Raw genomic sequence first — 14,476 nt, 5'->3', positions numbered from 1 at the left:
TAACAATTAGCCGCAATAATTTTATTTTGAAATTGAAATCTAATCCCTTAAACTTGTTGTAGATTTTATTTTACACAAATGAGTTAGACCGTAAAATAACGTCGACAATTGCTAGTGGAATTCTGTTAAAGCGGAAACTCTGTCTGGATAATAACTTACTCAACGTTAAAAGACATGATGGAAAATCGTTATCAATGGCTTTCGCCACGAAGCAGCGTGTGGCCCGTTTCAGGGCAACCGAATTCAGGGCACCCTTACCTAGGGCGACCCAGTGCAGAGCGTCCCCGTTCAGGGCGCGTCGGCAATCCTACCCTATCTGTTGACTATTCTGTTTCAAGGACGTCCGGCCAAGGGATGTCCGGTCATCTTCCTCTTACTGATAATTGCGAAAATTCCTCCTGGGATGAAGGAAAGGCACGTGCGGCGCTGATCATGCTTTGCAGCCAAATGGGTTGTATTATGGCATGACAGATTACATATAGGCGTATCCGTTCGCGCAGGCGGCCGGCATTGTGAAAGCAATACCCCGGCATTACCGTGCGATTGGGGATACCAGACTGTTTACATCCGGTAATCAGCCATCGCTTGGTCAGGCCTTCGCAGGCCCGCTGACCCGGGAAGATAGTGTACTTAGTATAAACCAATTTAATAATCCGCCATAATTCTTTTCACTAAATCTAACTCGTATGAAAACACGTACACTGAGGTTACTCACCCTTCTGACGTTCCTTACATTCTTCCTTTATGATTGTAAGGACAAAGAAGCTGATTCACTCGAACCTGCCAACACAGAGCTTTCCAACCAACTGGACAAGCTGGAACTTGCACCTACCACACTGCAGGAAACACCGGACATCAAACTGGTACCCGGAAAAGTGGAGCCTTCGGCCAAGACTCAGGAGTTAAACAAGTCGCTGAGCACGGTTACAGCCGGCAACATTCCCGCGAGCGTTTCAAAGGCTGCCGAAGAGGTATCTTCTTCGCTTTCACAAGCCGAAATCAAGGCTTTGAACGAAGTTTCGCCATCGCAGGCATCCAAAACAGTACTCAATTCGGACCAGGTGCGTTCGATCCTGAACAAAGTGTCGGCCGATGCGAAACTTCAGGGCTATCTTTCGTTGCTTACCGCTGCGAAGGTAGACGGGCTTCCTGACGGCGGCAGAACCGGTGCCGTAACAGAAAGCACCGCCAAGCCAGGCCCGGCCGTTGAAGCACGCGACGCCGACGACTGTATCGCCCGCGCTAACGAGAAGTTCGAAAGGACCAAAGAACGCCTCGACGAAGGCAAGGCAAGAGAGCTTGCGAAAATCAACGAAGCTTATGCCAAAGACCTGGAACGCATCCAGAAAAACCTTGAAAAATGTACCGGCGAAAACAGCGCCGAGCGTTTCGAGGCACTTCGCCAGGTAGGCATCAAAATCGCCAACGAAGCTTTGGCAGCACTGGAAAAAGCGAAGCCTTTCCTGCGCCCGGGCCAATATGAATACCTGAAAGCGCTGATCAACATCCAGTTGCTCGACTACCTGGATAAAGTGAACCAGCTCGAAGCTGCGAAAACCGGAAGCTGTACAGAGATCGCTGCCATCGCGAAAGCACGTGCAGAAGAAATCAAAAACACCAATACTGCGGCCGTTGAAGCAGGCTATAACGATGCACTTGCCAAAGCGATCGAATTGAGAGACAAAATGATCGAAAACTGCCACAACCAGGGCAGCGGTATCTAATCGTCAGGCGGATGATTCAATTTGTTAGAGGCAGAAGGGGAAATACGTTATTTCCCTTTCTGCTTGCTCTTTGTATGGGCTTTCGCGTACACGCACAAACCAATATTTCCGGTAAGCCGGGGCTGATCTACATTCCGTCCGCTCAACAGACCAGCGATGGGGCATTTCAGTTCGGCTACCATTTCAACCCGATCCGGTACGGTTTCAGATACAACCGCCGGAATTCGGAGGGTATCTATTTCGCCAACCTGACGGTACTGCCAAGGCTGGAAATCAACGTTAACCTGCTGCGCATCAACAACGAGAAGAAACGCGGGCAAAAAGGCATCGGCGACCGGCAGCTCGATATCAAGTATCTCCTCTTCAAAGAAACCGACAAACGCCCTTCGGTGGCGATTATCCTTTCGGCTCCGTTCGGGATCGACAACTCACTATCCACCAACGCACTCGTAGGGAGCAAAACGCTTCGCCTGGGGAACCGGCTTTACGCGGACGTTACCGCCGGATTCGGCAGCCCCGTTTTCATACAGCGCGACGAATCCGAAAAAAACAACTATAATATTTTCGAAAACCTTGAAATCGTCAAGAAAAAGGACCTTGCCTACCGCTACTTGTCGGGGCCGTTCGGCGGTTTCAATTTGCGGTTCGATAACATGGCGGGTTTCATGGCGGAATGGGACAGCCAGCATTTTAATGCGGGCCTTTACGCTACACTTTTCAAACGCTGGACCATACAGGCCGGCGTGCTGAACTTCGATCAGGTTACTTTCGGAACATCCTATGCCGTGAATATGCTGCGGCTGCCGAAAAGAGTCCGCAGTTACCAGGATCCCGAAAAGGCCAAACCGGCACCCGATGCCGAACGGCAAAAACTGCTCAACAATTTTGAAAACCTTAGCATTGATTCTACCGCAGGCAAAGTAGTTTACGAACAGCGGCTTTACCGCAATCCCTATATCGGCATGCTCGAAATCCAGCGCGCATTAGCGGACTCGGCCCCAAAAGAGCTCATACCTATGTTCCAGGGCGTTCCCATTGGCGCCTACCGGATGGGCAAACGGATCAGCTATCGCATACCGGGAAAAGATGAAATACGGACATCCCGTTTTTTACTGAATAAATATAAACTGGATTTCTGGCTGCAACCTGTATTCGCGGCCAATTTCGGTTACCGCGAAAAGACATTACAAAGCAATACCAGTCTGTTGCTCCAAACGCAGTTCTACCTCTGGAAAGGGATGGCGCTCAATGCGGGCGTGCTCTTTCCGATCACCAACGACCTCGACGACCGTCCACGAATCATTCGCCCGGCACCGGTTTTCCTGAACCAGTTCCTGGCATTCGGCAAACATTTTGTTAGCGCGTCGGCGGGTTATTTTTACAATGACCAATACGGCGTGAATGTACAATACCGCCGCCACGACCTGGCCGGGCCATGGTCGTTCGGGCTGGAAGGCGGGCTTACAGGCCTGTATTATTATACGAGAAGCGGCATTTATTACGAAAACATGGATAACCTGCTCCTCATCGCCGATGTTGCCTACCGGCTTCCCCAGCCGGATGTGACGCTGAAATTGTCGGGCGGAAGGTATCTTGCCGGCGACGAAGGCGGACGCCTCGATCTGATCCGGCAGTTCACGAATGTGGAAGTGGGTTTATATGTGATGAAAACCAATAACGGCACCACGGCGGGTTTCAATTTTGCAGTGCCTATTCCGCCCGGCAAAATCGCCCAGGGCAAAAAGCTGCGGTTCCGGACTACAGACGAGTTCCGCTGGGAGTACAGCTATACACGTGGTTTCCGGATCGGAGAACGCTACCGCACAGGCTACCAGCTCGACCAGAAACTGCGACAATATCATACCGATTACCTCAACAGACAAAAACCGTAAAGCAATCGCCCCCGTGAAACCGAAAGCAGTTTGACGGGGCGATTTGCTTTTCCAGAGCACGCTATGGCCCAAAAGTAAAGCTCTTGATATCCCCGTAAGATACCGAGCCGTCGGAGAGCAATGCATAAGCGCGGTAAAAAAAGAAGTACTTGCCCTGAAAAGCATTGCCGGTATAAACGTAGCTGTTAACACCCAAAGCGACCGGCTGGTCGAACTGCATTCGTGCTCCATGCTCGATCCGGGGTGTGTAATCGGTATCGTTTTGTGCCCGGAAAAAACTGAGATGTAAAATTCCGTATTCGGTCACAGGCAAATCACCCAGCGAATCGACCTGTATTTTAAATCGCATTTTGAAATCGTCGGTGTATTCGAATTCGGGTGTACTGAGCTTTATTTTGCGGGGAGCGACATGGTCCTGCATGGTGCAGGCATGCAGGCCAACAACCAGCAAGCAAAGCGCAAAAAAGGTTCGTAAATCACATTTCATGACATCTTTGTTAATGATAAAACAAACTTCCTATCATTACAGACCAGGATGCCGATAAAACCGCTGCGTATGCCGCCTTTCAGGCCAATTTCGCCTTAAAGAAATCGATCGTACGTTTCCACGCCAGCTCGGCAGCCGCCTTATCGTAACGGGGAGTCGTGTCGTTATGAAAACCGTGGTTCACACCAGGATAAATGTACGCTGTGTATTCCTTGTGGTTTTCCTTCAATGCCTTTTCATACGCCGGCCAGCCTTCGTTCACGCGCGTATCCAGGCCCGCATAATGCAAAAGCAGCGGTGCCTTGATTTTCGGAACATCCTCCGTTGCCGGCTGCCCGCCATAAAACGGCACCGAGGCTGCCAGATCCGGAATGCGCACGGCCATCATGTTGGCGATAGCCCCACCAAAACAGAAACCTACCACACCGACTTTGCCATTGCAATCCTTGTGGTTTTTCAAATATTCATATGCTGCGATGAAGTCCTCCTGCATTTCACCGCGGTCGCGCTTGCTTTGTAGCTCACGCCCGGCGTCGTCATTCCCAGGATAACCACCCAATGGCGAAAGCGCGTCGGGCGCAATGGAAATAAAGCCTGCCAATGCAGCACGACGGGCGATATCCTCGATGTGCGGGTTCAATCCCCTGTTTTCATGGACGACCACAATTCCCCCAAGCGTCCCTTCTGCATCCACCGGCCTGGACAATAAAGCTTTGATCGTCTTTCCGCCTTTCGGCGAATCATAATTGACATAATCGGATTGCAAACGCGGGTCGCCTGCCTGCACCTGAACAGCACCCTGATAGTCGGGCATTAAAAAGCTCATCAGTGAAGCTATCGTCACGCCGCCTACCGCATAAGCGGACAAACTCTGCACAAAATTGCGGCGATCGATACGGTCATGCGCATAGTCGTCGTATAGGTCGAATACTTCCTGTTTGATGTCTTCTTTTCTGAGCTGTGCCATTGGTTTGGGGGTTGGGTGAAGTTGACTTTCATAAAGTTCTAAAGTTAATGAAAAAAGGCACAGACAATATTCCAAATGCTTCTTGCATTGGTCATGCCGGGGCCAGCGGTGCTTCGCATACGGGCGAGAAGGGCCGTTAAGCTGAGATGTGCATCGAAAGGTTTTATACCACAACTATCCATCAATAAAGCCATCGTTATTTCTGATTATTCACATCCATTCACCCGATAAAAAAAATAAAATAGGAGAAACAAAACGATCAAATGTATTGAATTACATTTTTTCGTATCATTTATCTTTAGCCAAGGGATTAGCAAGAAACTAAATACCTTTTGATAACTATAAATGTGCTTACAATAAACGCTACATTTATAAAGAGCATTTAGATGGGAGTTTGAGTTATCAAAAGACAAACACACTTACATACACCTGATTATCAATTATTTAACTTCCCGTTAAATAAATCACTTCCGTATTCTACAACTTGCTCAAAATAAAACTTCTACGTTTGCCAAAGTTATAACGCAAAGCACTTTTGTTCACGTCAACTGTATCTGCTCAGCTTCATTTATTACGATTCGACCACCCCGATCCATCTCAAAAAAAAAACAGGGTTGGAATATAGCCCGGGAATAACCATTTGAATGCACATTTCTTAATAAAACCCCGAAACTATTCAAGTTATCTTTTTCTCCACCACTATCTAAGTGTTAAATTTTCGGTATATGAACAACCGTTACAGCCAAAACTCGCCGGCGTTCAAAACATTCAATCAAATTGGCAAACTGCTCCGGGTCCTGATAATCTTTACTGGCTTCGCTTCGACCGCTCAAAACGTCACCTATCAACCTCTATACACGGGGGCCACCTTCGACGGCCGGGCAATTAACCAAAGTCTGCCTGTGGGGAGCATTTCCGGCGGCGGCAATGTTGCGTCGGCAGGTGCGACCTATTCGATAGCACTCGTTATTCCGCCTGGAACCAACGGTATCAGCCCGACCGTCTCGATAAATTACCATTCCATGGGCGGAAATGGGGTCCTGGGCCAGGGCTGGGATATTGGAGGGTTGTCAAAAATCACCCGCACCACGCGGAACATGTATTTTGACAACGAGACAAATCCTGGTGTGATGACCAACAGCGACAGGTTTGTTCTGGATGGCACCAGGCTGATAGCCAAAGCAGGCAGCTACGGAGAACCCAATACCCCTACGGGCCTGAAACTGAAAATTTTGCAACTATCACCTCTAAAAGCACACAAGGGAACGGCCCCGAATGGTTTGAAGTAATTACCAAAGAGGGAATAAAAATGGAGTATGGGAACACCCCGGATTCCAGGCATACCGGCCAGTTCGCCACCGTGCTCACCTGGGCGCTCTCCCGCATCCTGTACCCTGATGGGAATTATATTAATTTTAAATATAAGAGCGTTGGTTTCGCATTGCTGATTGACGAAATCAACTACACCGGTAATGCGGTACAAGGATTAGCCCCTTATAATCAGGTCAAATTCGATTACAAGATCCGCACCATCGATGAAAACGCTGGTTTTGAAAACGATACGCGTATCGAGAGCAAGTATTTGCTGGATAAAGTAACGACCAAAGCCGAGGGGTCGACCGTCAGGACTTACCAATTCAATTACGGGCATGATAACATCAACTCCTATTTGAAGGAGGTCATCGAGGCGGGAACCGATGGCACACAGCTCAATGCCACTATTTTTAAATACGGCGACCCGCCTGCGGAATTCAGCACCGTAACGACAGAGGGGTATGAAGACCCTTCATCCACAACGATCACAGGAGATTTCAACGCAGACGGGTTGACCGATTTTCTGGAAGCAAGCCTTATTCCGAATCCTGCCGTATATAGGATGATCGTTTACGTCAAGTACCCTGCGTACATCGGGCAGCCCAACAGTTTCTTTGCGGATAATGTAACTGACGCACCCGTTACATACAGCGTTGTTAAAAAACAAAGCATCCCCAATTCATTCAATTTTCTGGCCTATGATTTCACCGGCGATGGCGCAGACGATGTTTTGATGACCAACGTTGCCGGATCAGGCAAAAATCGCACTTTAAACAGTCTCCGCATTTATCGCACCGTTCAAAATTACAATGGGCAAACCAATGGACAACTCGCCATCCAATTCGATGAACTGAACATTTCTCCCTACCCTGGCTATTCTAAAATCCATCCAAGTGGGCACTTCATTTTCCCCGGTGATTACGACGGGGATGGTGTTCAGGACATATTGACGATGCTGGGAAACAATGCCGTTAATTACAATTGCCACCTGTACAATGGAAAAGTTCAGCCCGATTTCGGGTCAATTGTAATTTCAGGCGTATTCGCGCTTGCAGTAAGTGACTGGCCGACCGCCGACAAAGTACATATCGCAGATTTCAATGGTGATGGCAAGAGCGATGTAATGTTGATTAAGGGCTCGAATTGTGAAATCTTCACATTTGACGGGTGGACCGCACGCCGCATTCATTACTCTGGCAATTATCTGACCAAAGATCACCTCTGCTATTTCGGTGATTTCAATGGTGACCGGAAAACGGATGTTCTTGCCAAATCAACCACTTCCGGCACATGGAAGATATTGATCTCTAACGGAATTTACTTCTACGAATCGCCTTTTACGTTTAACACACTCCCTAATACAGATCCTTTCACCGGCGACCAGCTCGCCGTTGCCGACATCAATGGCGATGGGAAATCGGATATTTGCCATGGCTGGCAATTATCACAGACAGCGAATTTTGATGTTTACTATGGAAAGGGCTATTCGTGGAGTACCGGGACCAGTTTCTATCGTGTAAACAGCACATATCTCCTATACCTGGGCGCGCCGCCTCCCATGATCGGCGACTTCAACGGTGACCATCGGGCCGATATTATCAACTTCAAGAATATTTCCAATCCAATGGATATATTCTATTTCAAAAAAGAAGGCAGGGAAAATCTTCTTGAGAAGGTAAAAAACGGCTACAACCACGTTACCGAGTGGGTTTACAAAAAGCTGACGGATGAAAACGGGTTCCATATCCGGGGAAACCTCACGGCTTACCCTTTCAATGCGGTCCAGCCACCACTGTATGCCGTCTCCGATTTCAAATTGCAAAATGGGGTTGGTGGCTACAATTCCATTCAATACAATTACGAAGCGACGAAATTGCACCGCGCGGGAAAGGGCTTTCTGGGTTTGGCAAGATAACGGCCAACGACCTGGCTACGGGCATTAAAACTGTCACCGAAAATGAATTCAATACCACTTACTACACAGCCATCCCTTACCGGACGTCGGTCTATCTCGCGTCGACAAGCGCTCTGCTGAGCCAGACGACCCACACTAATGTATTTACTTCCCCGGCTGCCAAACGCTTCTGGGTGCAAACTACCAATATCCTTGAAAACAAGGCATTGGAGGGCAGGACTACGACCACGGTAAATGTGTATGACAATTTCGGCAACGTTACGCAAAGCACGGTCAACAACGGGGTCGAAACCGCGGTAACCAGTACCGTTTACGGCGCCTATCCGGCCGGGATCCTGAACAAACCAACATCAGTGACGGTTTCCAACACCCGGTCCGGCCAGCCTGCGCACACTGTTGCAACCAGTTTTGGATATAACGCCATTGGACAACTTACTTCCAAAACCGACTTTAATGGGTCAGCCAAAAATGTGGTTACAGCCTACGAATACTTTCCGCTCGGAAATTTGAAAAAGACGACCGTTACACCGAATGGCCCGGGCGCTTTCCCTCCACGCAATACGTCGTCCGTATACGATCCGAAAGGCCGCTATGCCGAATCCAGCGTCAACGAGCTTGGCCAGACTTCCAGCGCCACCTATGACCCCAGGTGGGGCAAGCCGCTGACTTCGACGGGCGTCGATGGGCTGGTTACAACTTACCAATATGATGTGTTCGGAAGACCTACGGTTACCGCGCCACCGGCACCGGTTGCATATAACATCACACAAAGCTACGGCTGGGACCTGGCTGGCGGGGCGGTATGGTACAGCCTGGTCTCACATCCCGGCAAGCCTAATGTCAAAATATGGTACGATCTGTTGGGCCGCGAGATCAAAAAAGAAACCGAGGGCTTTGGCAACCAGCCGATCACACAGGTCCAGGCGTATGATGCAAAGGGCAATATTGTTTCGAATACCCAGCCATACAAAGCAGGCGAAACCTATATCACCACCACTACCCAATACGACCAATACAACAGGCCTAATAACATCAATAGCGGCGCGCTGGGTACCAAAACGATCAGCTACTCCTATGCCGGCGGAGAACTTACCACCACCACAGTTACCCCAACAGGCACGACCTCTCAGAAGACGGACGCCAGTGGGAAGGTAATCAGTGCAACCGACGATGGCGGAACATTGGTATACACCTATTTCAGCCACGGCGGGATCAAGGATGTCAAAAATGGCGCTCTTACGCTTGCCAGCAATCAATACGACGCTTACGGCCGTCAGACCCACCTGACCGACGCCAATGCCGGCACGACGCAATATGATTATAACTCGCTGGGCGAGCTGGTGACCCAAACAAATGCCAACGGGGCAACCTACACATTGGCTTACGACGTTGCCGGAAGGATCGTCAGCAGAGCAAAGCAGGAGAGCCCGCAACAACTTACCAGTACCGGGCTTCGGGGAACGGGATCAATCAGATCGAAAAAGTAACTGGCTTTGCAGGTAACCTGGAAGAATATACTTACGATGCCTATGGGCGAATGCTGACGATTAAAGAAACCGTCGACGGCAGCCTGTATACAACCACCTATATTACAATAATTACGGGGATATTGCCTCTGTTCTGTACCCTTCCGGGTTTGGTACCAATCACGCTTATGATGCCAACGGCTATCCGACGACCGTTAAAAATACCAATAGCTCCGTAACCCTTTACACCAATACCGCCATGAACGGGCTGGGGCAAAATACTGCCTACACGCTCGGCAACGGCAAATCATCGGTGATCAACTACGACTACGGCATTCCGAAGCTGTTTTCTACTGCCGGGGTCCAGAACCTGGAACTGACCTAGGATTATCCCAAAGGCAACCTGACCAAACGCAAGGATTACATTAAAAACAAGGAAGAGAGCTTCACTTACGACAACCTCAGCCGCCTGCTCACGGCAACCGTAACAGGCAAGCCCGCACAGACGGTCGCGTATGAACCTTCGGGCAACATTGTTTCGAAAACCGATGCCGGACAGCAGTTCAGTTACCATCCCGCGAAACTCAATGCGCTCACGGGCATCATAGCGCCCACCACCGCACTGCCGCAACTCACCCAGGACATTACCTACACGTCCTTCAACCAGCCCGATAAGATTACCCCGAAAAAGGTTCAGGTCAGCCTTACGAGCTCACCTACACCTACGACGCCGGTTACCAGCGCATCAAAGGCGTTATGAAAAAGAACGGCGTATTGATCAATACGCATTACTATTTCGGCAGTTACGAAAAGGACATCACGCCCGGAGTCGCCGACAAGCACCTGCATTACATACACACGCCCGCAGGCCTTTCCGCCCTCGTCATCCGCGAGAACGGCGCCGACCAATATTACTACACCTATACCGACCACCTGGGCTCGCTGCTGACACTGACCGCCGTCAACGGCACCGTCATTCTCGATCAAAACTTCGACGCATGGGGCCGCCTCCGCCACCCAGCCAACTGGGATTACATCAATGTTCCGGCTCCGACTAGCTACTTGTACCGCGGATTTACGGGACACGAGCATTTGACGAATTTTAATTTGATCAATATGAATGGGCGGATGTATGATCCGGTCGTGGGGAGGGTGTTGAGTGTGGATAATTATGTGCAGAATCCGTATTCGACGCAGGATTATAACAGATATAGTTATGTGATGAATAATCCGTTGAAGAATGTTGATCCGAGTGGGCAATTTCTCGTATCGGGCCTAATGGGCTTTTGGCACGGATTAATTAAAACAGGCGGGCTAAAAGGAGCTTTTGCCGAAGCGACACATAGAGTAAGAATGGAGGGTCGAATCTGGAACGGGTTGTTTCAAACCGATCCGAATAAAAGTAACAAAAAGAGATTCTGGGAATTAGTATCTCGTTTTACCTGGCAAGCGCCCCAGGTTCTCGGTGGTCAATCGGCAGCGCATGTGGTAAACACCATTTTCGGAAATGTAAATTCTGTGGAGTACAAATACGGAGCAACAGTTGTCAGGACCTCCGGAGACTGGGGAGCCCTTACACAAGGTAACTACATTATCGGCGATGCGAGCATAGCACCCGACGCGAACAATCCACTTTTTCAGCATGAGTACGGTCACTATATCCAAAGCCAATCGATGGGGCCAGCCTATTATCCAAGAGTAGGCATAACAAGTGTATTAAGCAGTGGGGAGCACGACTTTCACCCGGTTGAACAAGACGCGAACAGACGGGCATTTCTTTACTTCAATAAGAATATAGCGGGTTTTCAAAATGATGGCACAAGTAGGGATGACTGGACATCCCGAGATCCACGAACAAACTTAGGATGGGACTTCGATCGAAATCCTCTAAACTTTGATGGCTCCAACACGCGATTACAATATGTAAACTATGCAAGCGGGCTAAATGTAAGTCGCCTCGAGAGTTTACATGTAAAGGCAAATTTTTGGGACTACTTTTCTATGCTCAACCCTGGAATGGTAGATCCCGTTGTGCATGGGCTAATTAATGCATGGAGATACAACAGATAACCAGCAAAATACTATGAAACTGAAATTACTTCTATTAATAAGTACAATTGCTCTCTTCGCGAGTGCCTGCCATCGCGAGGGTCCAAACTGCCATCATAACATCATTTTCAAAAAACAATTCGAGTGACACTATAATTTATGCACTTAAAGGAACTAACGGCAGTGGCCTCTGCACTATGGTTTTTTATTCCAACGCGGCCCCTACCGACGAGGTTATTTTAGACTTACCAAGATACTGTTGGGAGCAAGAACTGGGAAACGGAAAAACTGCTGAAATGTACGTAATTGATCCAAGAAAATTTATTTCAGGCGTCGGCTTCTACCATTGTGATTCGATACCGATCAAAAATAAAGTATTGAAGCATTACGAGCTCACTCTTGACGACTTAAAGAGAAATAATTTTATTATAACCTATGACAACTGATCATCCAAGGACGTCCATCAAATTCAAACTATTCCTATTGTTGCTATTGGTCCCACTTTCTTTGGCGAACACCTGTCATCGAGAAGGCCCTGATTGCCATCACGGTATTGTAATCGAAAATGCATCATCTGATTCCATAATTTTTGCTCTAAAATTCTATAATCTAACACACAATAATCTAACACATTGTGGCTTAGACGGAGAGGTTTTGCTATCTAATTCGAGACTAGATTGGCATAATTCTAGGGTTTGCTGGGAAAATAGGCTTTCCAATGGAAAATCGGAGGAAATTTACTTCATTGATTCACACCATTTTTATCAAGGAGGCAGGTTTTATGATTGCGACTCGATAGAGATAAAGAGCAAGGTGTTGAAACATTACGTATTCACTTTGGAGGATCTGAAAAAGAACAATTTTACAATTACCTATAAGTAGACAAATAGAAATTCTCTACGGCGCAAAGCATAGATATTAGCTTCTCTCTATATCCGTTATTGTCCCTTACGTTTCAATAGTGAATGTCCGTCATCCCAAAAAGTTAAATTATGAACAATATCTTTTTCCCTCCTATTAATTTTCAGAAATAAGACATAAACTTTACTTGACTTTATTGGCAATAGCCTGCTGGCATTACTCCTTTGGGCAAGACCAATATTTAAGTTTTAACTTTACTTGCTCTGGCAAGCAAACTCGGAATGGCATGATTTCGATTGACCGAAGAACTAATCACCTGCTATTGGGCTACATGCCCATTAAAGGCTATTCCGGCCTGGCTAACATTAGGTTTAAGGGTGCTCTTGCTGATAGCATTAGCAACTTCTTCACGAGCCAATTCGCTGATCAAAACAGGGAAGGCGTCCTCATCCTGGAGAACTTCTTCTTAAACTGTGGTTCCAGCCCGGCAAAGCTGATATTATCCATGAGATTATACTCCCAAACCGGCGAAGATCAATATGCTCCGATTTGTTCAATTGATACAATCTACCAGCTGAGCAGCGGCGATCCCTTTGGGCGGATAAACGAACTATTCTGCGAGGTATCGAAACAGGTTCATACGGAGATTGCAAAGCCGGCGTATGATACTTTGTTTGTCCGGCGGGTCGACCTAAATCATCTGGATAGCCTGGAAAAACTCAACGTACCTATGTATGTAGCTACCAAGCCTGCTGCTGGCATTTACAGAGACTATACACATTTTAAAATGAATAAACCGGATATCAGCACTGACATATTTATCACTATCACCAAAAAAGGTGTTATTGAAGTAGACAGAACATACAAAGGTAAAAAGAGAAGAGTGAAACTAGATCCCTCAGGAATCTACGCGGTCTCGGATGGCGATCGGATACTGAAAGTTAGTTCCTCTGGCGAGTATTTTCCAATCACTAAACTTGGGTTTGATTTCTATTATGATCGTCCAGGATTTTTCCACGAGCAACCAAATGCCTTTTCGCCGTATTATTTTCCCGGCGGTGGGAGAATCGGAACGACAGGGTCAGGCGATTTGGCAATTCGAATAGGAGGTCCCAAACAGATAGATATAATTCCAATTTATCGATTCAAAATCAACCATAAAAAAGGAAATTCGATGCCTGTTGGTCTCGTCAAATAGCTAGTGTATTTCCGATTGGACATCCATCATGCCATTTTGATCATCGGTTTTGTAAATCAAACATAAAATACCTGAACTTGGTCAAGTTATACTCTCGCCTCGGTTGCGTGTAAAGTAAATTCCATTTTCCGAAAATTCATAACTATTAATATAACTATACCACCATCATCATGAAAATTATATTACCCTTCGTGCTAACGGTTCTTTTGTCCCTTTCGAGCTTAGCTCAGGCTCCTGCCGATTCAATGGCGAACGTGCAAAATCCACAACTGTACACATTAAAACAACCGGAAGATTTGAGCATTAAAGGCCAGATCGACGCAGCCCGGCATTATAAACGATATAAAGGTGCAGCGACCGGCACATTGTTAACCAGTCTCCTTTCACCGGTAATCGGTCTTATTCCCGCCATCTTATGCTCTTCTACTAATCCTAAAATTGAAAACCTGGGATATTCCTAATGAAGAATTATTCAAGCAAGCCTCATACTATAAGGCTTACACTAAAAAGGCAAAGAAAATAAAACAGCGAAAGGTCTGGTCAAATTGGGGTATTGGCCTGGGGGTAAATCTGGTAGTGATCCTGATTTGGGCTAATTAAAGA

At 47.5% G+C, this 14,476-nt stretch carries 11 protein-coding genes; 9 read left to right on the top strand and 2 right to left on the bottom strand.

The annotated features are described in order from the left end of the window. The first annotated feature begins 686 nt into the window (after window positions 1-686). Both ABV298_RS16525 and ABV298_RS16520 read left to right on the top strand, forming a co-directional pair. A complete protein-coding gene (locus ABV298_RS16525) occupies window positions 687-1,724 on the top strand; it encodes a hypothetical protein (protein ID WP_353717303.1) in 1,038 nt (345 codons plus the stop codon). A gap of 11 nt (window positions 1,725-1,735) precedes the next feature. Further along, entirely contained in the window at window positions 1,736-3,616 is a 1,881-nt protein-coding gene (locus ABV298_RS16520; protein ID WP_353717302.1) for a YjbH domain-containing protein, read from the top strand. Between the two features lie 61 nt (window positions 3,617-3,677). Here the strand turns inward: ABV298_RS16520 and ABV298_RS16515 are convergent, their stop codons facing one another. Next, entirely contained in the window at window positions 3,678-4,103 is a 426-nt protein-coding gene (locus tag ABV298_RS16515) for a hypothetical protein (protein ID WP_353717301.1), read from the bottom strand. Between the two features lie 79 nt (window positions 4,104-4,182). Continuing rightward, window positions 4,183-5,070, bottom strand: a complete 888-nt coding sequence (locus ABV298_RS16510) for a dienelactone hydrolase family protein (protein ID WP_353717300.1) — start codon at window positions 5,068-5,070, stop codon at window positions 4,183-4,185. Between the two features lie 725 nt (window positions 5,071-5,795). Here ABV298_RS16510 and ABV298_RS16505 point away from each other — a divergent pair. From ABV298_RS16505 to ABV298_RS16475, 7 genes are all read left to right on the top strand, one after another. Then, the gene (locus ABV298_RS16505) at window positions 5,796-6,359 is read left to right on the top strand and encodes a SpvB/TcaC N-terminal domain-containing protein (RefSeq protein WP_353717299.1); all 564 of its coding nucleotides are present in this window, start codon (window positions 5,796-5,798) and stop codon (window positions 6,357-6,359) included. Between the two features lie 20 nt (window positions 6,360-6,379). Continuing rightward, the gene (locus ABV298_RS16500) at window positions 6,380-8,299 is read left to right on the top strand and encodes an FG-GAP-like repeat-containing protein (RefSeq protein ID WP_353717298.1); all 1,920 of its coding nucleotides are present in this window, start codon (window positions 6,380-6,382) and stop codon (window positions 8,297-8,299) included. Between the two features lie 173 nt (window positions 8,300-8,472). Beyond that, on the top strand, window positions 8,473-9,786 hold the full coding sequence (locus ABV298_RS16495; RefSeq protein WP_353717297.1) for an RHS repeat domain-containing protein: 1,314 nt from the start codon (window positions 8,473-8,475) through the stop codon (window positions 9,784-9,786). Window positions 9,787-10,024: 238 nt separating this feature from the next. Beyond that, a complete protein-coding gene (locus tag ABV298_RS16490) occupies window positions 10,025-10,150 on the top strand; it encodes a hypothetical protein (RefSeq protein WP_353717296.1) in 126 nt (41 codons plus the stop codon). 371 nt (window positions 10,151-10,521) lie between these two features. After that, the gene (locus tag ABV298_RS16485; protein WP_353717295.1) at window positions 10,522-11,835 is read left to right on the top strand and encodes an RHS repeat-associated core domain-containing protein; all 1,314 of its coding nucleotides are present in this window, start codon (window positions 10,522-10,524) and stop codon (window positions 11,833-11,835) included. A gap of 1,126 nt (window positions 11,836-12,961) precedes the next feature. Beyond that, entirely contained in the window at window positions 12,962-13,873 is a 912-nt protein-coding gene (locus ABV298_RS16480) for a hypothetical protein (protein WP_353717294.1), read from the top strand. A gap of 170 nt (window positions 13,874-14,043) precedes the next feature. Continuing rightward, on the top strand, window positions 14,044-14,334 hold the full coding sequence (locus tag ABV298_RS16475) for a hypothetical protein (protein WP_353717293.1): 291 nt from the start codon (window positions 14,044-14,046) through the stop codon (window positions 14,332-14,334). The last annotated feature ends 142 nt before the right edge of the window (window positions 14,335-14,476 follow it).

The sequence above is a fragment of the Dyadobacter sp. 676 genome (assembly GCF_040448675.1).
Classification (GTDB): Bacteria; Bacteroidota; Bacteroidia; order Cytophagales; family Spirosomataceae; genus Dyadobacter.
The sequence above is the reverse complement of the archived record's forward strand: the minus strand, read 5'-3'. Positions and strand labels throughout refer to the sequence as shown.

Excerpts from the sequence above, each read along its gene's own strand:
- ABV298_RS16525 (WP_353717303.1), top strand. The coding sequence starts at position 687 with ATGAAAACACGTACACTGAGGTTACTCACCCTTCTGACGTTCCTTACA.
- ABV298_RS16520 (WP_353717302.1), top strand. The coding sequence starts at position 1,736 with ATGATTCAATTTGTTAGAGGCAGAAGGGGAAATACGTTATTTCCCTTT.
- ABV298_RS16515 (WP_353717301.1), bottom strand. The coding sequence starts at position 4,103 with ATGAAATGTGATTTACGAACCTTTTTTGCGCTTTGCTTGCTGGTTGTT.
- ABV298_RS16510 (WP_353717300.1), bottom strand. The coding sequence starts at position 5,070 with ATGGCACAGCTCAGAAAAGAAGACATCAAACAGGAAGTATTCGACCTA.
- ABV298_RS16505 (WP_353717299.1), top strand. The coding sequence starts at position 5,796 with ATGAACAACCGTTACAGCCAAAACTCGCCGGCGTTCAAAACATTCAAT.
- ABV298_RS16500 (WP_353717298.1), top strand. The coding sequence starts at position 6,380 with ATGGAGTATGGGAACACCCCGGATTCCAGGCATACCGGCCAGTTCGCC.
- ABV298_RS16490 (WP_353717296.1), top strand. The coding sequence starts at position 10,025 with ATGAACGGGCTGGGGCAAAATACTGCCTACACGCTCGGCAACGGCAAA.
- ABV298_RS16485 (WP_353717295.1), top strand. The coding sequence starts at position 10,522 with ATGAAAAAGAACGGCGTATTGATCAATACGCATTACTATTTCGGCAGT.
- ABV298_RS16480 (WP_353717294.1), top strand. The coding sequence starts at position 12,962 with ATGATTTCGATTGACCGAAGAACTAATCACCTGCTATTGGGCTACATG.
- ABV298_RS16475 (WP_353717293.1), top strand. The coding sequence starts at position 14,044 with ATGAAAATTATATTACCCTTCGTGCTAACGGTTCTTTTGTCCCTTTCG.